This window comes from Vibrio injensis (assembly GCF_001895205.1).
GTDB classification, from domain to species: Bacteria; Pseudomonadota; Gammaproteobacteria; order Enterobacterales; family Vibrionaceae; genus Vibrio; species Vibrio injensis.
Map to the genome: position 1 here is coordinate 58,612 of NZ_BDJF01000023.1, position 21,729 is coordinate 80,340.

A 21,729-nucleotide genomic window follows, 5' to 3' on the forward strand; every position below is an offset into this window, starting at 1 on the left:
GCCAGCAAAGCGTTGGCCCTGACCATTGCTATTCAATGAGGTCCTTATGAAGTCCTTTACTACTTCAATCATGATGTTGACACTATCATCTCTTCTATCTGCACCCGCGACTGCATTTCAACTCAAGATCCACGAAGTGGACATCGTTCACAAGGCGGTTGCTGAAATCCCCATAGCAAATACCTTAAATACACCAATCATCGTGAGAATTACTCCCCCGGATGGAGTACAAGTCTTCCCACGACGCTTCCAACTGCTGCCTGGAGAGCGGCAATTAGTTAAAGCCCGAGAGAGAGATGGGAAAGTCTTATCTCAAAATGCAAAGATGGCATTCTCATACGCCGTACAAAGCCAAGAAAAACAAGGTGTTCACTCAAGAATCACGCTGAGACTCCCAGTTAGGGAGGTATCTCGATGAAGAAAAAACTTTCACATGTGAAAGTTTTTGTCCCCACTGTCTTGTTGGCCGCAGCTTTCACACTCACAGCTTCACCAACTAGTGCGGATGACTACCTGATGAAGTTTGTCTTGAACGGACAAAACAAGGGGGAGTACCTTGTTTCTCGTGAAGTAGATAGCGCCATTGCTGAGCCAGGGCTATGGCATGCTGCTGGTGTAAACACAAAAGAGCAACTTCCCTTGGAAAGGCTAAACAACCTTGGTCATGCCAAAATTGTTTGGTCAGAACAAACCATCTACTTTTACCCACGCAACAACGCAGCCAAAGCCAGAAAGGTCAAACCAGAGGTTACAATTGAGCCAAATGTATCCAATCTGGATGTAAAATCCTTTGACTACTTTCTCACCTATCAAAGCAAAGGTGATATTGCAGGTAACATCACGGGAACAGGTCGCGTCGCAAATCTCGATGTTGATGTTAGAGCAGGGTTAGGAGAGCAAGAATCATATTTCTCCAGCCAGTGGCACGACGAGGAGAACAGCAACGTCAAAGACATTGAAGTCGGTCGTGTTCAGCGTTACGGGCTGGATGGTTTCTCACTCACGAATGAAAGTAGCCTTGCCACTGGATCATTTTCTAATGACCAAATTGAGCTTTATTGGCCTGTTGGAACACGGGTAGATGTTTACCGTGACGGAACCTATTTACAATCTCTAGTTCTGGATAGCGAGCCGTTCTCTTACAAAATCGAGCTGAATTACAGTAATAATCAATATAAATTCTATGCGGTTTTACCTGACGGCAGAACAGACACTAAAACAATCGAGAGAGCCATTTCAGGGCGGCTTGCGCCAGTAGGAGGCCTAACCTATCAAGTAGCTGTAGGCAAATCTCCAGCCACTGATGAAAGCAAGTTAATTGGACGCTTGAGCTACGGGATGACCAATGAATTGTCACTTTTCGCTGGTCAGGATGAGCAGGAAAGACAGTATTTTTCCGCTTTATATTCAAGAGATGACTTTTCATTTGAGCCTATTTGGTATGGCAGTAGTGGATACGCTCTGAGCGGTTCTTGGCAGGATGGCAATCTTGCGATCTTTGGGAAATTAAGTGATTTAGACAACTATCACTTACGCTCTGTTAGTGTTTCATCACGCTCTCTGTTCCAACCAACTATTCAGTATTCTTCCCGCACGCACGGCGGCTATGAAACTCAGGAAACGACGCTACGCACGTATCACAGCACGCGCCTTGAGACACTGAATACATCAATTTCTTTATCTCCATACTATTCGAATCGTTTAACCAATGGTGTCAGATCCAACATCTTTGGAGGGCGGATGCTTGCTAGCATGGAGGCGGGTTGGCAAGTTTTGGCGTCTTATGAGCACGAAAGTAAAGATATTAATGGTATTAGAGATATAGAACGTTTCAATGGAGAGATATCAAAACGATTCAGCTTAGGGCGCCTCACCTACCGCTACGCGGCGAGCAATTTTGGTCATGGATGGGAAGGCCAGCAACAAAGCTTGCGTGCTGATCTTTGGAACTGGAAATTTGCAACTGTGTCAGCTTCGTTCAATCATTCGTCTGGTGGAGGTAACAACATTACTTTATCAGTCAGTGGTAGCTTTGGCCGAACTGGATTCCAGCGAGCTCCCCAGAGAAGTCAAGCCACCCTTGTGTTGTCCACCTGTCGGGACCTTAATGCTGATGGTATTTGCCAGGAAGTTGAACCAGAAGTTAAAGGTGTTACCGCCAGTGTTGATGGTCGTCAGGTTAGAACTCCGGCCGTCATTGATTCTCTAACTCCGTACCGACGGTACGATATAGAAGTATCTGGAGATTTTGGATTGTCGCCTCAATACGATTCCATTCAGTCAGATCGGCTAGTTCGTGGAGGGATAAACCATCTTCGCCTGCCTTTGTCTGAAGTCAGGGAAATTGAGGGCCAGCTTGAGCGAGACGGAATTAGAGTCGCTCTCATTGACACAGAAACAGGAGATGTTCTGGCGGAACAAACCACTGAGTTTGGGGGATGGTATCTGTTTTATGCACCGGCAGGACTCAAGGTCAAGGTTGTGGAAGAACCTGAGTTAAAACCGACTAAAAACTTTCACATGTGAAAGTTTTTAGTACCAAAAGTGACCGATTTGTCCAAAATGGGCACTTTAGCGTGCCAACTATGGCTAATTTCTGAGTAAAAATAGCTCTGTCTTAAGCAAATTGGAGATTGGTCATGGTATATCATTTACATCTTGATTTTGAAAACAAAGAGTATTTTTATTCCGAGCAAGCTTGGTCAACTCAAGAGACAATCCAAGGCCTTCTTCTTCCTATCTCAGCGCATCCTTGCGCAGAGGATAAAGAAGTTTTGAGCGCTATTGAGGATGTTAAGCCTTTAATTGTTCAAGTGCTGGGTAAGGTTGAGATTGAGTGGAATGACTGGATGACTCAAAAGCCAACAATCATCTACAAGGAAGATGTTAAGTTGTTGATAAGAAAACTTAAAGAGGAATTTTATGTTAACTCATATCTCTCTTACCTAGACAATAAAAAAATTAGTGAGGGACATAAACAAGTCGCCCGTGGTGAGTTTTTTTCCCAGGATATCCCCTGCATGAGAGATGAAGGTGGATTTGCCTTCGATTGAATCATGCTAAGGCAGAAAAACTTTCACATGTGAAAGTTTTTTGTGCCTACTCCATAGTCAGCCGTCTGATTTATCGCCAGCGGCTGACGCCTCAGCCTTCTCATCAATATCTTTTATAATTTCCTTTGCTTTTTCATGAGCTTGCTGAACAACCTCCGGTTTCTCATGCTCGATGATTTCATCTAACGATCTTGCCATGATGCCCTCCTTCTAAGTTCAAACTATTATAAACGATAGATGTTAGATAACGAGAGGGATGACGGATGACGCCGTTGATCTGGGGAATCTTGGGATTATTTGCCTTCTTTACAATAGTCACTATAGGTAGTCTGTACCTTTACAGTAAGCGGGATAAGCACTGAGCTAAATAACGCTCAATGTGTCCGTATTGGGCAGTTTGAGAGTCAATATACTGAAGGAACAAATGAGAAAATAACAGCAAGTAAAGTAAGTGAAGGGAAGAAAATGACTGAAAATCAACTTGCTGAAATGTTTGAAAACATCCGCTCATTAAAGGCCATGACAAAAGAAGTCATGACTATAAACGAGTGCGCACAATACACCGGGCTTTCCGTCTCATATCTTTACAAGCTAACCCATAGAAAACTGATCCCGTTTTTCAAGCCGATGGGCAAAAGGGTCTACTTCAAACGCACAGAAATAGACCAGTGGTTGCTACGTAACAAGCAAGGGGGTATCTATGAAGCAAGCTAATAGATACGCTCCCCCGCGAGCAGACGAGCGTGGAGCACTTCTCTGCGCCTACCGTGAGTCCGAACGTTTTATAAAAGAGCTCGAACGAGAGCGCATAACATCGATCAGCAGAACAACCTGGTGGAGATTAGAAAAAGCTGGTCAAGTCCCCAAAAGGAAAAGAGTTGGCGGCAGCACAGTCTGGCTGCTGTCAGACATTCTAGCTTGGATGCAAAAGTAGTTACTGTTATATATAAAGCATAGCTTTCATCATCTAACAATCCGGATGACATATGGTTCATAGTTTAAAAACAAATCTCCAAGAACTAAATGAGAAAACCCCGGCCCCATTTACCAATGATGTCATCCTTAACTACTCAGATTATTTAAGAAGTAAGGGGATCACACTGTTCCCTAACTACAAAAAGATTATTGAGGATGTACCCTTAGGAAAAATCATCGGTATTGACCAAATGTATGGAGATATGAAATGGGGAGATTGTCTTGATGGCCGCTACTTAAAAAGGATCAATCGAAATCTTCAAGAACTTGAGAGAAATCCTGATTACTATCTTTCCGATATTGAAAAATCAGGCCTGTCTCTAAAAAAAATCGGGGATGAGTACTTCATTAATGCTGGAAAGCATCGGGTAGTGATAGCTCGATTTCTTGAACATTTTAATCCTCAAGCTTTCCAAAACCTTTCTCCCCTTCGTAATGTAGAAATATATGAGTATTTCTTGGATTACGAATTCATGGGCATACAATCGTCAGTTAAAGAGATAGAAAAAGATTTTCCGGAGCTGCACTTTAGTCTGACGTATACCGATAAGGCCGATGAAGTCTGCTTGACGATAGTTAGAACTGACTCTTATAACGGCTCGGAGAGGTATACACGCTCAGAGGTTCCCTGCTGTCTGGAAAAGCTCAAACACCCTAGCATTGTGCAGAAATTTAGAACCGAAAAAACTCACAATCTGCTAAGTTTTAAACAATGCTTGGCTGTTCTTAAGAATAATTTTGTCTCATGGTATAATTCGTAGTAACTAATATAAGGCAGCTCTAGGGTGCGAGTAAAAAATCATGTTTCAGCCAAGTGGTGAGTAAACTGGTAAGTGGAAGCATATTGCTCAACCGAAAAAACAGCATAAGACATTGATTTTTGTAAGAATATAAATATCACTCCACGAGCAGATCCAAAACATCGAATAAGGTTTTTTGAGTCTCTTTAAGCTTACCAAGCCCCTGTAAATTGGGGCTTTTTTTTGTTTTCAGAAGATTTCAACCCCTTTCTGCTGTTTTCAACCAACTGGTGAGTAAAGTTTAATCCCCCCTCGCTCTGATTAAACAGCGCACTAACCACAAGCTTTTTGGGCAGCATGTATGCGAGGCTTCTTATCTAGCGGACAATCTGCGCACATTTGGGTACAAGGCAGCTTGTGACGCAGGCAACATACGATACGCGCGCTTTGCTGATCTTTAAGTCTTAATTTTCGCCAAAAGGGATTGATTGTCGGCTGATCATTTACCCTTAGGGATAACTCTGGACGAGCGAATATTTCTTTTATCCGTTGCTCACGCCAGCTATCAGGGAGTGACAGCTCCCCCAGATACCAATGCACAATATAAGCTTGATGGCTAAAATGAAGCTTTGCAGCCACAGGGCTAAGGCAAGTTAAACGCTCGACGATCGGGATGAGCAATTGTTCGAGTAGCTGCTCCCAACTGGCAAGCTGACTGACGGAAGCGAGATAATTCGCCTCTGGACTAAGCAATAAATAAAAAGTTTCTACTCGACCACTTTCGTGCGCTTCAAAATACCAATTATCCCAACGGGATGCCGCAGCAATGGCACGCTGAAGCTCACTACCGAGCGGACAACAAAACAGCCACAATAATAAAGGAGGCAGTTGCAGACCAAAAAACCACTGACTCCACATTGAATGTAATGCCCTCGCATCGACTTCTCGCGTTGCCTCTCCAGCAACGTTCCCTTTTACTCGATAGCTAAGAGCAAACTGTTCCAACCATGGTCTGTAATGTGTCGCACTGAGCACCGAGTTTAAACAATGGGCATTTGGAGGTAACTGCTGCAAGTTATCAATGGCTTTGAAATGTTCAGCATAAAATGTCGCTTTTTGGCTGAGTAAATGGTTAACCTGGCCAGATAGGGTGATTATTCCCATGATGGTAGTCCCCCATTGACTTCATTATGTTCATCACTTCGGTGATAACTTTTTGCCATTCTCACCCGAGGGATAATCATTGGACACAGCGCTTCAGGGTCGGGCTAAAGGGATTAATGGAAGGCGTGTTTATATCCATCCTTTAGTTAATTCCTCGAAGGTTTACCGGGCTGAACGAAGCTAACATCACGCGAAGGAAAACGATAACATCTTCTTCTAATGCTCTCTCAGAATAGTAACAACACCCTAACACAAACAAGAATCAAAATACAAACGATTATCAATACATAAACTAAGGACTATAACTATCTTAAACTCTAAATACATACCCTGTTTTTAGAGACTATTTTCCCATACCGTTTGAATGACGAAGAAGAGAAAAGCCGTTGAGCACCCAAATTTAAGCACCCCAGCGATAGCAATTATTGGTCCAATCTGTCGCCACGGCTTCGTAAGTACAACATCACCATAACCTAGAGTACTGATTGAGGTACCCACAAAATATAACCCCTCTGTAACCGAAGAGACTAATCCAGCGCAACGTAAAAATATCCCCCACCCGACAACCTCAAGTAAATGGGCAAAAAATAGGATCATAAAACAGCATAGGATAATTATCTTTCCTGCGTAGCTCGAGCTAAAGTGCTCAATAAACCAAGGATGAGCTCGTAGAAAATCTCCCGCAACATCAAATATTAACCATGCATGCACATAGAAGAGACCAAAAACCAGCAAAATGGCTAATAAATATATTCTAGAGATATAAAAAGGCTTAAAACTTTTAATTTTGCTCATGTTATCTCTTGACCTATTATCAAAAATTAATTCATAAAGCCCTAAATGCTAGAAAGCGATATATTTCAATAATAGTAGTTATATTGCCATCTCAATTATCTAAGCGGATGAATAATGTGACTTAAGAAAAAACGAGGAGAATCCAATAACAAGGACTATCGTCTTAGAAGCTGCATTTTAACTTCAGGGTAAGCTCTCGCGCGAAGTCAGTTTACCCATAATAAAAGCTAAGTTAACTGAGCTAATAAGTGTCGCCACATGAGCATCCCCTTGCGCTTGCCGAGCATCAAGTAATGCCGTATCTGCAGCTGTGATCGCATCAATCGTACCGATATCATTACGATAAGCGGCAATGGCGGCTTCGTAAGTAATTAACGCAGCTGCAACCAGCTCTGTTGCTGCATGATAGGCTTCATGTGCGGTGCGTAACGCGTTATGCGCAGCAATAATTTCTGCTACAGCAGCATTTTGTACCCGCTGAAACTCATCCTCTGCCGCCTCAGATCGAGACTTGGCCTCTGTAACCCGCGCACTTCGTAAACCGCCATCATAAATAGGCACGGTTATTCCCAAGAGAACACTGTTCCCAGATCCCTGCTGACTGATTGAGGGAAGGCCAGAAATATCGAAGTTTCCAGATCCCCAGCTAGCACTCGCCCCCAAATAGACCTTGGGTAGGTAACTCGCCTGAGCGGCATCAACACCAGCTTTACTCGCCTGTAAAGCGGCGTAACTTGCAGCAACATCAGGGCGTTGTGATAAAGCTTGGTGTATTAGACTATCAATAGGAGTATCAATGGGCTCAGGAAGAGGGTGCTGCGTTATATTAGCAGCATCAACGTTCAATTCGCGATTAACACCGACAATGGCAAGAAGATGATAATAAGCCGTACGCTCATCACCAATGGCCTGAACACGACGAAACTTAGCCTGAGCGACAGCCTGCCGTGCTTGAGCGATATCCATGGTCGTAGCGAGCCCTTGAGCAGCTCTTGCTGTAACCGCGGCTTGAATATCTTGAGCGTTGTGTAAAGCCTTTTCGGCAAAACTTCGCCGTTGAATGGCAGCACCGTAACCGTAATAAGCTTGAGAAACATCGAAAATCAATTTTTGATGTGTAGCATTGAATAAAATATTTGCTGCTACCGCAACCTGCTGCCCTTCCATTGTAAGCGCTTTTCGCTGTCCAAAATCAAACAGAAGCCATTGAAGCGAGAGTATTTGTGCACTGCCTTGTTCTGTATTATCGATATGACGCTGGCCGAAAATTTCCGGTAATGGAACGGTGACCGTTTGAGAGCCTCCCACAACACTTGCTGCAATGAAGGGTAAGTAAGTACTTTCGACCATACCAACAGCAATTGCTGCTTGTCTCGCGCGTTGCCAAGCCGCTCGTGTTTCTGGATTCGTTCGTTGCGCTAAATCGATTAATTCAGGGAGCCCATAGCGTTGTTCAGAATGAATAAACTCATTTTTCCTAAATTGTGCACGAGCAGGGTTTTCAGGAATAATGAAGTCTGGAATAACATGAGTTGGGGTGGACTGACTCTCATCGGAACCCGCCAAACTCCATAACACAGTTTTATCTTCATCACGTGGTACCCATGGCCTATCTGGAGATGGCGACACCCTGTGAGCCGCATTAGATACGCAGCCTGATACGATAAAAAGCATCATCAATACGATGAATGGAGAATAAACACGACATCGCGAATCACATTGACCATTATTCATCATGCTGCCTCCATAACGTGATCCAGTGAATCAATAAATGATGCTGAAAGATCAGAACACTCTCTCAATTCAATATTGTAAGAACCGGGCTCTCCGGCTTTATCATGAAATCGTAATGCAAGCTCATCAAGTAAATCAGCAAGTTGTCCAAGGTCCGTTTCGCCGCTCAACCAAATGGCTCTATTGAGTGATTCTATTTCATCGATCGCTTTTTTAAGAGCGGCTTCACGCGTTGGTGGCGGACGTAACCATGTCGGCTCAAACGGCAACAGACACAACGCTTCATCACACTTTCCGACTAAGGATTCTACAGCGGCAGTATGCCCCAAAGCATGTATGCGTTGATGGGAAGGTAACCTAGCCATCTGAGCTAACTCCTTTAGAGCACGAGAAAATAATGTACGAACCTCGCCTTCTAGAGGAGCGGGCCAAAGACGAGAAAAAATCAGATAAACCACAAAATTACCGAGTAATATACCAAAGATTCGACCTTGCGCCGTTTCCAAACTCAGATTCGGACCAAAGCCCTGCAACACGGTGAGTAGAAAGGCGAGTGCTATCTGAACACCAGCATAAGAACTACGCTCTGGCCCTGTTGAAATCCAAGCACTGATTAAGCAGCCTAGAAATATCAATACCATTAACGAAGCAATATCATCAATATAAGGGATCACCCAAAAGATAGAGGCAACGCCAATTGATGCTCCTATCAAACACCCGACAATGCGCAGCGCCAACTTATGCAAAGTCTCTCCAGTCGTTCCTAATGCTGCTACATAGCAAGTAATCATCGCCGTATGAATACCTTGCCAATCGATAGCGGTATAGATAAGAAAACAAATCATCGCAGCCAACGTCGTTTTGAACGCAAAACGAATGTAGGCTGGATTACTAAAAGCGTCTGGGGCAACAAATGCGGGCTTGCTCGTCGATACGATTTCAGGCTCACTAGCTCCCGCAAGTAAGCGGAGCGCATCCCAGGCCTGCTTCTCTGCATCTCCCATTTCAGTGTCAAGATCTTGAGCACGAGCAATGGAACATTGGGGAGCCTTCCCCTGACCAAGTGAATCATCAATATCACGAATAGCATCCACTAGAGCGATGCGACGATCAGCATCCATAGAGGCGGGTAAGGCGGAGACAGCAAGCATGAGTTTAAAACCAGCACGAATATCGGTGGCTATCTGTTGAGCGGCAGAAAGATTAACTAAACGAAGTGCTTTTACAACAAGTGCTTGTGGCTCAAAGGGGCTATTTCCTTCGCGTAGATATTGAAGTAACGCGGCTGAGTCACCCGTTTCTAATGCTTTAATAGTCACGGCCAATCGAGAGCGCAATTTATCACGTAATAGCTGTACTGGTGAAAAGCCGAGTAGAAAATTAAAGCCGATCATCAATATCATCGGCATAGCAGCCATTAACCAAGCTTCACGCAGTGCAAAGCTCGCCGCTTCACCAAACGGAGCCTTAACAATCAAGGTGAGCAAAAAAGCAATAATCAGTGCCGCTACGCTGCCTTGCTCACCTAGCTGGGTTGCCGCGCCAAGATAAACGAGAAAAATAGAAGTGATAATAATGGCCGCCATGATATGCATCGTCGAGCCATTCGTTAGGTTGATCAACCAAACTAAAAATGCAATAAGTCCAGGTAATAAGATGAGAAAGCCAAAACCCGTGACAATATTGACCACCGCATCAGGCTTCATTAGAAATATGACGAGGTAACAACTGATCGCAGCTTCAGGGATCTGAAACATCATACCGACCCCAGTAACCAAAGCGCATAACAGTGCAATTCGCCAAGCTAAGCCTGCTCGTCCCGGTGCTGGCTGTAAATCCTCCCACGATTGAGACCATAAATATGACAGTAGATCGCGAGTATTACTCTTTTCAATGGTCATCACAATTTTCGCTATGCTTAACTACTGCAGCCGCTGAAGCTCCTACACGCATCAAAGATGCAGGAGGATTATCGATGATGATTCGTACAGGGAAGCGTTGAACAATCCGTACCCAATTTAATGATTTGGGTACGTAAGGAACATTGCGAGGTAAATTGATCAGCTCTTCAGATATGACTCCCCAACCGATACTATCAACCCGACCGTAAACGGGAATAGAACGATCTGCCAGTATATAAACCTGTGCACAGTTGCCCACGGCAATATGAGCCAGCTCTGTTTCAGGAAAAGTCGCCAAAGCGTACCATTTACGAGTATCAATAAGCGTAAACAAAGACTGTCCGGGAGCAACAATCTCTCCCGCTGAAACCGTGAGACCGACGACAAGACCTTCATGTGGGGCACGTACTTGAGTTGCTGCTAATTCATGCTCAGCAATCGCTAATGCTGCTTGCCGAGCACCAACTAATGCCTCTGATTCATCAAGACTGGTGATCAAAGCTTGAGCGGCAGCCTCTTGATGTATGGCTTGTTCGAGCGTGGTTTGAGCATCATCCCTCGCCGTTCTCGCATCATCCACTTGCTGAACAGTAACGTACCCCTTAGCCGCTAATGGTAATAATCGGGCAAGCGCGGTCTCAGCAAGAGAGAGATTGGTTCGAGCACGATGAACCTGTTCTGAAGCGATAGCAGCATTAGATAACTCAGCCGTAATTGTTCTACGCTGAGCATCACGCAATGCCGTAGCAAGCTGTAATTCTGATCTGGCTTTATTGACTATTATTTCATAGGGTTTAGGGTCAATTTCAAATAATAACTGTCCCTCTTCGACACGCTGATTATCGGTTACAGCGATAGTGATTACTCGCCCTGCAACGATAGAAGCAACATTGACAACATTTGCACTCAGTACCGCATCCTCAGAAAGAACCTTATCTGCGCTGTGTTGAAAGTAATACCATCCCGATACCAGTGCACCAAGGACAACCGCTATCGCCAAGGCCCTACCCACAACACTATGTCGACGTGTATAAGCAGAGTTAGACATCACTAAACTCCAAAAACAGTGATCGCGAGCGTTAAAGTAATCATACTCGCGAGCGCGATATAAACGATAGTTCGTAACGGGATGCCTTCATCAACACCAAGTCGAATTAAGACAATTCGTATTAATACCGTGCTGATTATTCCAATCATGGCGCATATAAGCCAAGACGGGAAATAGGCACCGTAAAAAGGTAGCAAAGGGCTCACCGATATGCCCCTTATTGATGAGATAAGAGTGTTTGCGTTCCATCCCATGTTCCACCAGAGAACTGACTGAGAGGAACGACCATTGGACTTGATTGTTTGCGTAATGCTCCTAGATCAAAAGTGACGTAATTTAAGCTTTCATATAAACGAACACTCAATCGCAGCCGTTTAAGATCAGATAATGAAGTCCAAGTCGAGTATTCTGAGGTGTACATACGGTGACCAACCACTCCAGGAGCTATCTTATCTTGCAGAGCCTCGGTAGTACGGCTATCAATAGTAATACCTCTAGGACGGTCGAAATTGTTCATAATATGCGCCAAGGTCGTGACGGCTTCATCGGGTGTTTTCGCTTTTTCAGCAAACTGTGAATAATAAACCGCACGAATAAAACGGCCTACCGACGTATTTGATGCCGGCAATCCTGCCGTGGCGATCCCTGAATCCGGTTGTTTAAACGTTACCCCACCGAGTTTTATCTCTGATTGGTCGATATTACTTAAAAACGTGTAATTATTAAGATTAGTTAAGTGCCAAGTAAACTCAGGACCATTGGTCATAACACCTAAAGGGTTTTCATAGATATGCTGTTTACCATTCGAAAATTCAATAACGATAGAGTGACCATTAGCATCGTGTAGAGTGTAGTGGAAAGGAGTTTTCAATAATCCCATGGGTAGTAGAGCGGTGACCAATACAGGCTGCTTCTCTAATGCTGCCTTAACTTCATTCACCGTTTTGAATTGTGATAATGCCCAACTTCCTAAATCGATCGCAGATAACATTTTTTGAGTTTTGTCCGACATATCTTCTGGGCCTTCAGTACTTGCAAAAGCTAAGACACTGAAACTCAAGCCTTGATCATTAATGCCCTCGACTACTTTAAGATCTTTAGTAATAGGGTCTGGCATGGCAATCGATAAAAAAGCGTGTTTTGCTTGATAATTTAGAGAAGCATGCTCATCGGCATGGGAAGAAAATTTCGAGCCTTGAGGAAAGAAAGCGACTTTATAATCTAACTGGACTGGGAGTTCCATGGTCCTTCCTGCATAAGGTGCGCCATTGGCATCAGTATACAAAAGCGACGTACAAGCTTGGCTAATTGCTGGAAGCATAAACGTTGCAGCCAGTACTGTTGAAATAAGTGTTCGTTTGAGTGTAGATGATGCGCGCATGAGAACTCCTTGAAATAATTCTGTACCAAGTCACATGAATCCCAATTTAATAGGAGGTGTATCGACAAAGTATTCGTAAAAAAAATATAGTCCAATCAATGGCTTTGTCAATGAATCCACCTCTCTCATTAGTTCATCTCAAAAAATAGAGTTTTTCCGCACCATAAATGTTGTAAATTCATTGCTAAGCATCAGTTTTTACTGACAACTAAATAACGATAAAAAATAAATACATTTAAAAAGGAGATGGATTGTTTTAAAAATGTATTTAAAAATCGTGATCCTCGTGCTTGAAAAAAATGCTACTCGCATTAAACGAGTAGCATTCTTATATTTACAAAGTCAGTTGACTCTCTTTGCAACCAATATTCAGTAAATCAATCCACGGACTCTCCAAACGAGGTAATGACTTTTAAGCACTTGTCTTTACTTAAATAGCGTTGGGCACTGGCTTGTACTGACTGACTGTCCGCCGCAGCAATATGATCATAAATTTGCTGCACGCGCTGATAATACTTGGGTTGAGTGTGGCTCATCGCAGCAATCTCTAACCAAAAGCTATTGCTATTATCGGCATTGGCAATCGATTGTAGTAACGGCTGCTTGGCTCTGGCCAATAAATCAGCGTCTATTCGCTGCCCTGAACTGAGCTGCTCGATGAGCGTGTCAACTTTACCTTCAATAGACAACACATGCTGTCTGTCAACTCGTGCGAATAAACCGATATGACCTAACTCTGAAGGTTCTGTCGCGTTAAAGTGAAAAGCATAAGGTGAATAACTCATCCCACCTTGTACTCGCAGCTCTTCGGTGATCAGCAATTGGAGAACGCGCTCTAATAACCATATTTGTGCCGCTTGCTCAACGGAGTAACTATCACGATTTGGCCAAATCCAAGCTAACCCTGTGGAATCAACTGCTCCTTGATGGACCAACTGGCGGCTCGCGGGCAACTCAGGCAGGCTAGCTACGACTGGACGCTTGGTGATTGGCAACGGATGACGTTCTACCGCACCCAATGTTTCGGCTACCGCTTGAATCGCCTGAGATTCATCAATATCGCCAACGATAGTGACTTCGAGTACTCCGCGATCCACTGCTGATGTAAGCACTGGAGCTATTTCGGAAAAATCTCGCTTCAATAGCTCTTTATCGCGCCCAAGGGCGTAGCGTATATCCTCTGGGTGTAATAGCTCCGCAAATCGCTCCCAAAATAACGTTTCGGCATTAGTATTACGGCTGATTGCATGTTCTCGCACTTGTTGTCGGAACTGATGTAACGCTTCAGGTCTAAACCCTGGTGCGGTCAAAAAGGCCGTGTGTAGCCCTAGCTGCGCTCTTAATCGATCAGATCTCACAGAAACGGTATCAACAAAACCTTGCTCCGATAGACTCCACCCCACGGTTAAACCTTGCCCGGCTAATATTTGTCCTAATTCTGTATAACTATGCTGAGCTAATCCTCCCAAGACAAAGCTACGTTGAAAGAGCGTGGCTAGCCCTTCAATTTTAGGTAATGCGACATCACCAAAACCGACCTTAAGCTGCACTCTTGCTTGACCTATTTCAAATTGAGTTGGCTTTAACGTCAATCGAACGCCGTTAGCAAAACCCAGTTGGCGGATCCCTGTGTTCTCATCACGCTGATCACTAATGACTTTTCCCGGCTCACCGAAATTTGCATAAGCAAACGGAGTCACTTTTTGCTCTTGATGAGTGCTAATCGGCTGCTGCTGACTTTGCTGATAGACGCTCAGAAGTTGTTTTGCTACCTGCTCTTCTGGTTGAGAGTGAGTCAGATAAATCCATGGGGCGCCTTGCCAGCGCTGTTTTAATGCGTCGTGCAATGTCGCTGAGGTTAAGCTAGGCTTCATCTGTTGAAATAACGCCCATTCCTGCTTGGCATCTAAAAAATATAAGCCGCGGGCGTTATAATCCACCAATTGCTCTGCCAAACCAAAGCTATTCACGTTCAATGGCTGCTCTACGGCATGCCATATATCTTGCTCAATCAAGTCCAGTGCTCGATTAACTTCCTGTTCGGTAAAACCACCGACTAAAGCTTGACGCATGGTCTGTTCGAGCAGTTCAAGATTTTCTCGCCACTGGTGAGGCGCTGAATTAAGTGATAACTCAAAACGTAAGCCATGTTTGAACTCTTCAAATAAAGCGACATCCACTCCACGGCCCATATCTTCTTCTGGCAGATGGGCGGTTAAGCGGCGATACAAAAGATGGCTCAGTAACCAATCGGTGAGCATCTGATGCCGCCTAGCGATACCATCAGCAAGTGCATTATGAGGTTGTAATACTCCAAGGGTAACCGTTGTGGGTAGACGAGGATCAAAAAAACCATCCGCGCGCAACGCTGTCTGCACCGTCAATTTGGGCAATGGATCCTCACTAACAGCGATCGCCTGAGGATGTGGTTGCCAGCTGGTAAAACGTTGCTGAATTTGACGCTCTGTAGCAGCAATATCAATATCGCCAACGATTATGATGGTGGTGCGCTCTGGAGTATAAAACTGCTGATAGAGGCGACGCAGTTGTTCCTCTGTCGCTTGACTAACCACACTTTCCAAGCCGATGGGCAGACGACTCGCTAATGGGCTATCTGGGTATAAAAATGCCTGCTGATGTTGGTAGCTTTCTTGCTCTTTCGATTGTCTTTCGCGTATTTCCGCCATCACGATCGGCTTTTCTTGTGCTAATGCCTGAGGTGTTAAAGTCAGTTGATCACCAATCTCACGCATTAACATCAATCCAGTCGCAAGCTTATCTTGAGAGCCTTCAGTGATGTTCAATTGATAGACCGTTTGATGACGCTCGGTAATTGCATTGGTATCCGAGCCAAAACTAAGGCCAAGCTTTTCGAGTTGAGCAACCATGTCTCCTTGTGGAACGGAGTGAGAGCCTTTAAACGCCATATGCTCTAATAAATGCATCAACCCCTGCTGCTGTTCAGATTCCACCAGCGAGCCACCCGCGATTTGCATGCGCATAATGATGGCTTTTTCTGGGTACGGATTAACCATCAACTGATACGTTAAGCCATTAGCTAAACGACCTTGATGGATTCGTGGGTCAGGCGTTAATTCGTTGGCAACCGTGTGCAAAGAAATAATGATGTAGCAAGCGCCAAAGAATGGCATTAACCGAGTAAAGAGAGACAAAAGATAACCTCGAATAACATCAGTAAAAAAGAATCGTTATTATTCATGTTTTATCTCGCTTTAGAATGGTTGCATACAAAAGCATACAAAAACATCAAGCAACGCTGTGAGTAAGCTACTGACGTTTATTCAACAAAGTTGGCATTTTTGCTCTGAAAATCGGATCGTTTCGCCAAATATCGCTACAATTTTATTTATCTGTGTATCAAGGCGCCCTGCCGATAGTTGATTGGAGTGATGGAATGAATAAACCTTTTTGGTTACTGCTCGGGGCAAGCATGCTCGCTACTCCTGCTTTTGCCGCTGAGTATGTGTTTAAAAATGTGCAAGTATTTGATGGCCGACAAGCAACGCTCAGCGCAGCAAAAAATGTCTATGTGCAAGATAATCTGATCAGCAAAATCGAAGATTACCAAGCTATCAACGTCACTGACCCCAATACCATAGTGATTGATGGGCAAGGCAAAACCTTAATGCCGGGATTAATTGATGCTCATACTCATTTAATGCTCGCCGCACTACCTCAACAAGCCTTAATGGTTGCTGATCAAGGCTTTATTAATATTGTTGCCGCTAAAACCGCTGCCGATATGCTGCAACGAGGTTATACCAGTGTACGCGATTTGGGCGGCCCCATTTTTGGCTTAAAAATGGCGATCGATAAGCAGATCACGACCGGCCCTCGCATTTGGCCAGCAGGGGCTTTTATCTCTCAAACTGGCGGCCACGGTGATTTTCGCCTACCCAATGAGTTAACAACACCTGATAGTAAAAAGCGCACCGTATCAGTCACCAGCGGAACGTCAGCAATTGCCGACAGTCCCGATGAAGTGCGGCAGCATGTGCGAGAACAGTTAGCACTCGGGGCGTCACAAATTAAGTTAATGGCTGGCGGTGGTGCTTCGTCGTTTTATGATCCGATTGATGTGACTCAATACAGCGTGGCAGAAATTCGCGCGGCGACGGAAGCGGCAGACAATTGGGGCACCTATGTGACCGTGCACGCTTATACTCCCCGCTCGATTAATCAAGCCATTGATGGTGGGGTTAAATCGATTGAACACGGTCAATTGATTGATGAAAAAACCGCAAAACGAATGGCCAAAGAAGGCATTTGGTGGAGCTTACAACCGTTCACTTCTGAGCGAAAATCCAGTTTTGCCGAAGGATCACCGCAACGTCTGAAACAAAAAATGGTCGAACAAGGCACGGATAGAGCCTATCGTTTAGCGAAAAAACATCAGGTAAAGGTCGCATGGGGAACCGACATTTTGTTCAGTGCGGAAAAACTCAAAGGGCAAACACAGCTTTTGAGTATTATGACTCGCTGGTACACCCCTGCTGAAGTACTGAAAATGGCTACCTACGACAATGCGCAACTGCTGATGCTCTCAGGAGAGCGTGCGCCTTATCAAGGTAAGTTAGGGGTGATTGAGGCCGGAGCTTTGGCCGATCTGTTAATCGTAAATGGTAATCCACTACAAGATTTAACCATTTTAGAAGCCACAGATAACCTACAGCTAATCATGAAAGACGGTCGCATCTATAAAAATACGCTCTAATCAATACGTCTGCTGAGGGGATGTTATCCCCTCAATTTTCACTACACCTTAAGTATAAAAACAAAGTAATATCGGCCTCATTCTGCCCTGTTGGGCTTTGTTGATGGTTACTTTAAATGGAACGTATTATCGAAAAACTGCTCTACTCCGCTCGCTGGATCATGGCACCTATTTATCTCGGTTTGAGTTTTATCCTCCTCGCCTTAGGGATTAAATTTTTTCAAGAAGTGATTCACCTACTCCCGAATATCTTTGCTATTCAAGAAGCTGACCTGATTCTAATCGCGTTATCATTGATTGATATCACCTTAGTTGGTGGGCTGATTGTGATGGTGATGTTTTCTGGCTATGAGAATTTTGTTTCTAAAATCGACGTTGAGGAGCATAACGATAAGTTAGGCTGGTTGGGTAAACTCGATGCAGGTTCACTGAAAAATAAAGTTGCTGCGTCAATTGTCGCGATCTCTTCAATTCATTTATTGAAAGTGTTTATGAACACCGAAAATATCGCCAATGAAAAAATACAATGGTATTTGATGCTGCACATTACCTTTGTCATCTCTGCTTTTATGATGGGTTATTTAGATAAAATCACCAAAAAATAATCCGCCGCTAGAGCTAAACATAAAAAAGCCCTGAACCAATCGGATCAGGGCAAAATCATTCACCAACAGGGGGAAGGTGAACTAACTTAAGTCAACATCTTTGCAGCCAAACCAAAGCGTTGCAAAAAAACCAACCACATAAGAAATGAATAGACCGCAGATAAATACCAACATCCCTGGGAAAATACCTTGCGCTGATGTCATTAACGGAATAGCAACAATACCCGATGGCCCAAATACCGTATTAAGTCCGACAGGTAAGCCAAGATAAGAGACTAAACCAATAAAGAAGCCACCGGCCGCACCACCAATACATGCCGTGACAAACGGTTTCACTCTGGGTAGGGTGACGCCATAAATCAGCGGCTCACCAATGCCTAAAATACCCGGAATGATCGCGCCCTTCACTTGGGTGCGCAGCACGGCGTCTTTTTTGGCTTTAAAGTAAAGCGCTAGCGACGCGCCAACTTGGCCGCCTCCGGCCATCGCCAAAATGGGAAACAACGAGTTAAAACCCTGCACATCCATCAAAGCAAAGTAGACCGGAACAAACCCTTGATGAATGCCAAATACTACCGAAATCAAAAATAAACCGGAGAGCAACGCAGCCCCTAGTGGATTATCATTTAGGTTGAGAAACAGCCATGACATGCCTTTAAATAACTCACCACCAATCGGCATTATCACCAAAAAAGTCACCGCCCCCATGATCAATAACGTGACGCAAGAGGTTAAGATCATGTCTAAATCATCAGGCATGTATTGGCGAACTTTTCTTTCGACCTGAGCTCCCAAAATCGCCGCTAACAGTACGCCGATAATATTGCCTCTAGGGTCAATCGCAAAACCGAAAAATTCACTCATGCCAGAATAAACGCCCGTTGTCGCATCTGGGTTGTAACCCAGTACAAACAAGGAAGCTAAAATAGCGCCATTGACCCCAGAACCGCCAAATGCCTGCTGCGCGTTATAACCGATTAAGATGCTCAGAAAAGCGAATAATCCTTTGCCAAACACCTTCATATAGGCGATCAGATCCAGTGTAAATTGACTTGGCGATTGACCAAGGACCAGCATCTGCTCTAATAAAGTGGCAAAACCAAGTAATAAACCTGCGGCAATAAAGCCCGGAATTAATGGCGTGAAAATGGTCGCAAATTTACTGAGGAAACGCTGCACGGCACTGGTTTGCTTACTCTTCATCTGCTGTTTCTGCGCCGCAGCAATTGTCGATAAATCCGGCGCATCTGACGTTGATGTAGCAGTGAGCCCAAGATTGGCGATCATCTCATTCATCATTTCAGCGGCAGTTTGCGCTTTACCTGGACCGAGAATAATCTGCAGTTGTTGATCGCTTTCTACCACCCCCATAACCCCAGCAATGGCTTTAATCCCAGCTTGATCGGCGAGGAGGTTATCATTCAATGTTAAGCGTAAGCGGGTCATGCAGTTACCACACTTACTAATATTATCACTGCCGCCGACCGCGCGAAGCAGTTGAGCTATCATGCTCGATGTAATTTTAGCCATTTACCTTACCTCAACACGATTGGATTATTGATCGTTCAGTGCCGCACGAATAAAGCCATGATGCTTTGCCAGCCGCTCCGCTGCTTGCTCTGCATTCAGATCGGCAAGGATCATCAAAATCGCCGTTTTACAATGCCGTTGGCAGGCCGCGAGCGCTTGTTCCGCTTGATCTGTACTGCAGCCCGTTGCTTCACGAACAATGTGCGTTTGACGCTGAATAAGCTTGGCATTGGTGGCTTCAACATCGACCATTAAATTGCCAAAGACCTTACCACTGCGAATCATCGCTCCTGTGGTTAACATATTGAGGATCAGCTTCTGCGCCGTGCCGGCCTTCATTCTTGAAGAGCCAGTGACAATTTCAGGACCAACCACAGGCGTAATAGCAATATCCGCGGCTTGTTCCATTAAACAATTAGGGTTGCAGGCCAGAGAAATCACCGTCGCACCAACGGATTTTGCGTAAGCCATACCGCCCAGTACATACGGTGTTCGGCCACTAGCGGCGATACCCACTAAAACATCTTGTTTACCAAAATGAAAACGCTGCAAATCTTGCTCACCAAGCTCTGCATTATCTTCTGCATTTTCCACGGCTTTTAAAATCGCTTGATGACCACCAGCAATCAGGCCAATCACCAAATCGGGCGAGGTACCATAAGTAGGAGGACATTCGCTAGCATCCAGAATACCTAATCGGCCAGAGGTTCCCGCTCCCATGTAGAACAAACGCCCACCAGATTGCAGAGCAAAAGTAATCACATCGACCGCTTGCGCCACTTGAGGCAAGGTTTTTTCAACCGCTAAAGCGACTTTCTTATCCTCCTGATTGATGATTTGTAACATCTCAAACGTGGATAAGGTATCAATCGCCGCGCTCGCTGGATTACGGCTTTCCGTTACCCATTGGGTTAAATCTATTTTCATGCACAAGCCTATATGTCTAATAACAACTGGTGGCGATTCTATAGAATAAAAAATTCCAATCGAGTGATAAGGATCACAGCTATGGTTATTCATTAACCAGCTAAAGCATGGAATAATCATCCACAATAAGGTAAGACAAGGCAAAAGATACGCCAAGTCACTGAATATTATTCACCTTCAAAGCAGATTTAATTCCCAATAAGGAATAAAAAATTCCAAAAACTGCACCATAAATCGTCTTTCGAATTACGGATTCGTGGTAAAACCGCTTGTAGAATATGGAGAAATCATGATGTCTATAGTTAATCGAATGATCAGTCGACGTACTCAGCTCTCAGCAAATGAGTTAAAAATTGCCGACTGGATCCTTGCTCATCCTCAGCAAGCGGCCTTAATGACCAGTTTACAATTGGCCGAGCAGGTGAATGCTAGCCAATCCAGTATCATTAAGTTTGCTCAAAAAATGGGCTTTAAAGGTTACAGTGCTTTTAAGCTATTGCTGGTAGAAGAACTCAGCCGCAAACAAGCGCTCGAATCAACGCCTGTACAGCACAATATTTTTATTAATGATCCACTAGCAGTGATTGCACAAAAGTTAGTCCAAGCAAAAACGGATGCCATGTTTCATACCACCAACGCGCTCTGTTTTGAACAATTTCACCATGCGGTGAATTGGATTAATCAAGCGCATCGAGTGCAAATCGTCGGCATTGGCGGCTCGGCACTGACTGGGAAGGATTTGGCTTTCAAGCTATTGAAATTAGGCATTACCGCTCTCGCTGAGCAAGACAGTCATGTACAAATTGCTACCGCGCGAACGCTCACACCTCAAGATGTCCAAATCGCGATTTCTTTTTCTGGGGATAGAAAAGAGGTGTTTATTGCTGCCGAAGCGGCCAAGCAACAAGGGGCCAAAGTTATTGCTCTGACCGCACCAAAGAAAAGTAAACTGCGTCAGCTGGCAGATATCGCTTTAGATACCATCGCCGATGAAACGCAACATCGCAGCTCATCTATCGCTTCTCGTACTGCGCAAAATGTCTTAACCGATTTACTGTTTATCAGTTTGGTTCAGCAACGAGAAGATTCAGCGCGACAATTGATAGAGACCATTTCGTCGGACATTCAGCAAATTTTATAA

At 44.4% G+C, this 21,729-nt stretch carries 20 protein-coding genes; 9 read left to right on the top strand and 11 right to left on the bottom strand.

Translation table 11 applies throughout. The features are described 5' to 3' along the window. The first annotated feature begins 46 nt into the window (after window positions 1-46). The 3 genes from BSR11_RS10395 (at window position 47) to BSR11_RS10405 (ending at window position 3,053) form a co-directional block, all read left to right on the top strand. Window positions 47-418 (top strand): hypothetical protein, encoded by a 372-nt coding sequence (locus tag BSR11_RS10395; RefSeq protein ID WP_072670331.1) that lies wholly within the window; start codon window positions 47-49, stop codon window positions 416-418. Continuing rightward, window positions 415-2,526, top strand: a complete 2,112-nt coding sequence (locus tag BSR11_RS10400) for a hypothetical protein (protein WP_072670332.1) — start codon at window positions 415-417, stop codon at window positions 2,524-2,526. The genes BSR11_RS10395 and BSR11_RS10400 overlap by 4 nt, the downstream gene beginning before the upstream one ends. A 113-nt stretch (window positions 2,527-2,639) precedes the next feature. After that, window positions 2,640-3,053: a hypothetical protein gene (locus tag BSR11_RS10405; protein ID WP_072670333.1), complete on the top strand. Its 414-nt coding sequence runs from the start codon at window positions 2,640-2,642 to the stop codon at window positions 3,051-3,053. Window positions 3,054-3,110: 57 nt separating this feature from the next. On the opposite strand, the gene BSR11_RS17300 is transcribed toward BSR11_RS10405, so the two are convergent. Beyond that, window positions 3,111-3,251, bottom strand: a complete 141-nt coding sequence (locus tag BSR11_RS17300; RefSeq protein ID WP_167363658.1) for a hypothetical protein — start codon at window positions 3,249-3,251, stop codon at window positions 3,111-3,113. A 267-nt stretch (window positions 3,252-3,518) separates the two neighbouring features. On the opposite strand from BSR11_RS17300, the gene BSR11_RS10410 reads away from it, so the two are divergent. From BSR11_RS10410 to BSR11_RS10420, 3 genes are read left to right on the top strand one after another with little or no spacing between them, the layout of a single operon-like run. Continuing rightward, complete coding sequence (locus BSR11_RS10410) at window positions 3,519-3,767, top strand: helix-turn-helix transcriptional regulator (RefSeq protein WP_072670334.1); 249 nt, start codon at window positions 3,519-3,521, stop codon at window positions 3,765-3,767. Beyond that, window positions 3,754-3,987: a helix-turn-helix transcriptional regulator gene (locus BSR11_RS10415; RefSeq protein ID WP_029852871.1), complete on the top strand. Its 234-nt coding sequence runs from the start codon at window positions 3,754-3,756 to the stop codon at window positions 3,985-3,987. The genes BSR11_RS10410 and BSR11_RS10415 overlap by 14 nt, the downstream gene beginning before the upstream one ends. A gap of 52 nt (window positions 3,988-4,039) precedes the next feature. After that, window positions 4,040-4,789, top strand: coding sequence for a hypothetical protein (locus tag BSR11_RS10420; protein WP_039546400.1), 750 nt, complete (start codon window positions 4,040-4,042; stop codon window positions 4,787-4,789). 312 nt (window positions 4,790-5,101) lie between these two features. On the opposite strand, the gene fhuF is transcribed toward BSR11_RS10420, so the two are convergent. From fhuF to BSR11_RS10460, 8 genes are all read right to left on the bottom strand, one after another. Continuing rightward, a complete protein-coding gene (fhuF, locus tag BSR11_RS10425; RefSeq protein WP_072670335.1) occupies window positions 5,102-5,932 on the bottom strand; it encodes a siderophore-iron reductase FhuF in 831 nt (276 codons plus the stop codon). Window positions 5,933-6,268: 336 nt separating this feature from the next. Continuing rightward, on the bottom strand, window positions 6,269-6,727 hold the full coding sequence (locus BSR11_RS10430) for an ion channel (protein ID WP_072670336.1): 459 nt from the start codon (window positions 6,725-6,727) through the stop codon (window positions 6,269-6,271). A gap of 183 nt (window positions 6,728-6,910) precedes the next feature. Beyond that, window positions 6,911-8,464, bottom strand: coding sequence for a TolC family protein (locus BSR11_RS10435; protein ID WP_208604784.1), 1,554 nt, complete (start codon window positions 8,462-8,464; stop codon window positions 6,911-6,913). Beyond that, complete coding sequence (locus BSR11_RS10440; RefSeq protein WP_072670337.1) at window positions 8,461-10,362, bottom strand: FUSC family protein; 1,902 nt, start codon at window positions 10,360-10,362, stop codon at window positions 8,461-8,463. Before BSR11_RS10440 ends, BSR11_RS10435 begins: the two co-directional genes overlap by 4 nt. Continuing rightward, window positions 10,352-11,410, bottom strand: coding sequence for a multidrug transporter subunit MdtN (gene mdtN, locus BSR11_RS10445; protein WP_072670338.1), 1,059 nt, complete (start codon window positions 11,408-11,410; stop codon window positions 10,352-10,354). Before mdtN ends, BSR11_RS10440 begins: the two co-directional genes overlap by 11 nt. Window positions 11,411-11,412: 2 nt before the next feature. Further along, the gene (locus tag BSR11_RS17585) at window positions 11,413-11,664 is read right to left on the bottom strand and encodes a YtcA family lipoprotein (RefSeq protein ID WP_072670339.1); all 252 of its coding nucleotides are present in this window, start codon (window positions 11,662-11,664) and stop codon (window positions 11,413-11,415) included. After that, window positions 11,628-12,791, bottom strand: a complete 1,164-nt coding sequence (locus tag BSR11_RS10455) for a linear amide C-N hydrolase (RefSeq protein WP_208604785.1) — start codon at window positions 12,789-12,791, stop codon at window positions 11,628-11,630. Before BSR11_RS10455 ends, BSR11_RS17585 begins: the two co-directional genes overlap by 37 nt. A gap of 377 nt (window positions 12,792-13,168) precedes the next feature. Further along, on the bottom strand, window positions 13,169-15,964 hold the full coding sequence (locus BSR11_RS10460) for a M16 family metallopeptidase (protein ID WP_139299827.1): 2,796 nt from the start codon (window positions 15,962-15,964) through the stop codon (window positions 13,169-13,171). Window positions 15,965-16,206: 242 nt separating this feature from the next. On the opposite strand from BSR11_RS10460, the gene BSR11_RS10465 reads away from it, so the two are divergent. Then, window positions 16,207-17,526 (top strand): metal-dependent hydrolase family protein, encoded by a 1,320-nt coding sequence (locus tag BSR11_RS10465; protein WP_072670341.1) that lies wholly within the window; start codon window positions 16,207-16,209, stop codon window positions 17,524-17,526. A gap of 116 nt (window positions 17,527-17,642) precedes the next feature. After that, window positions 17,643-18,131 (top strand): TIGR00645 family protein, encoded by a 489-nt coding sequence (locus BSR11_RS10470; protein WP_004397492.1) that lies wholly within the window; start codon window positions 17,643-17,645, stop codon window positions 18,129-18,131. 81 nt (window positions 18,132-18,212) lie between these two features. Here the strand turns inward: BSR11_RS10470 and murP are convergent, their stop codons facing one another. Next, entirely contained in the window at window positions 18,213-19,661 is a 1,449-nt protein-coding gene (murP, locus tag BSR11_RS10475) for a PTS N-acetylmuramic acid transporter subunit IIBC (protein WP_004397493.1), read from the bottom strand. Window positions 19,662-19,685: 24 nt separating this feature from the next. After that, window positions 19,686-20,588 (bottom strand): N-acetylmuramic acid 6-phosphate etherase, encoded by a 903-nt coding sequence (murQ, locus tag BSR11_RS10480; RefSeq protein WP_072670342.1) that lies wholly within the window; start codon window positions 20,586-20,588, stop codon window positions 19,686-19,688. Window positions 20,589-20,880: 292 nt separating this feature from the next. On the opposite strand from murQ, the gene BSR11_RS10485 reads away from it, so the two are divergent. After that, on the top strand, window positions 20,881-21,729 hold the full coding sequence (locus BSR11_RS10485) for a MurR/RpiR family transcriptional regulator (protein ID WP_072670371.1): 849 nt from the start codon (window positions 20,881-20,883) through the stop codon (window positions 21,727-21,729).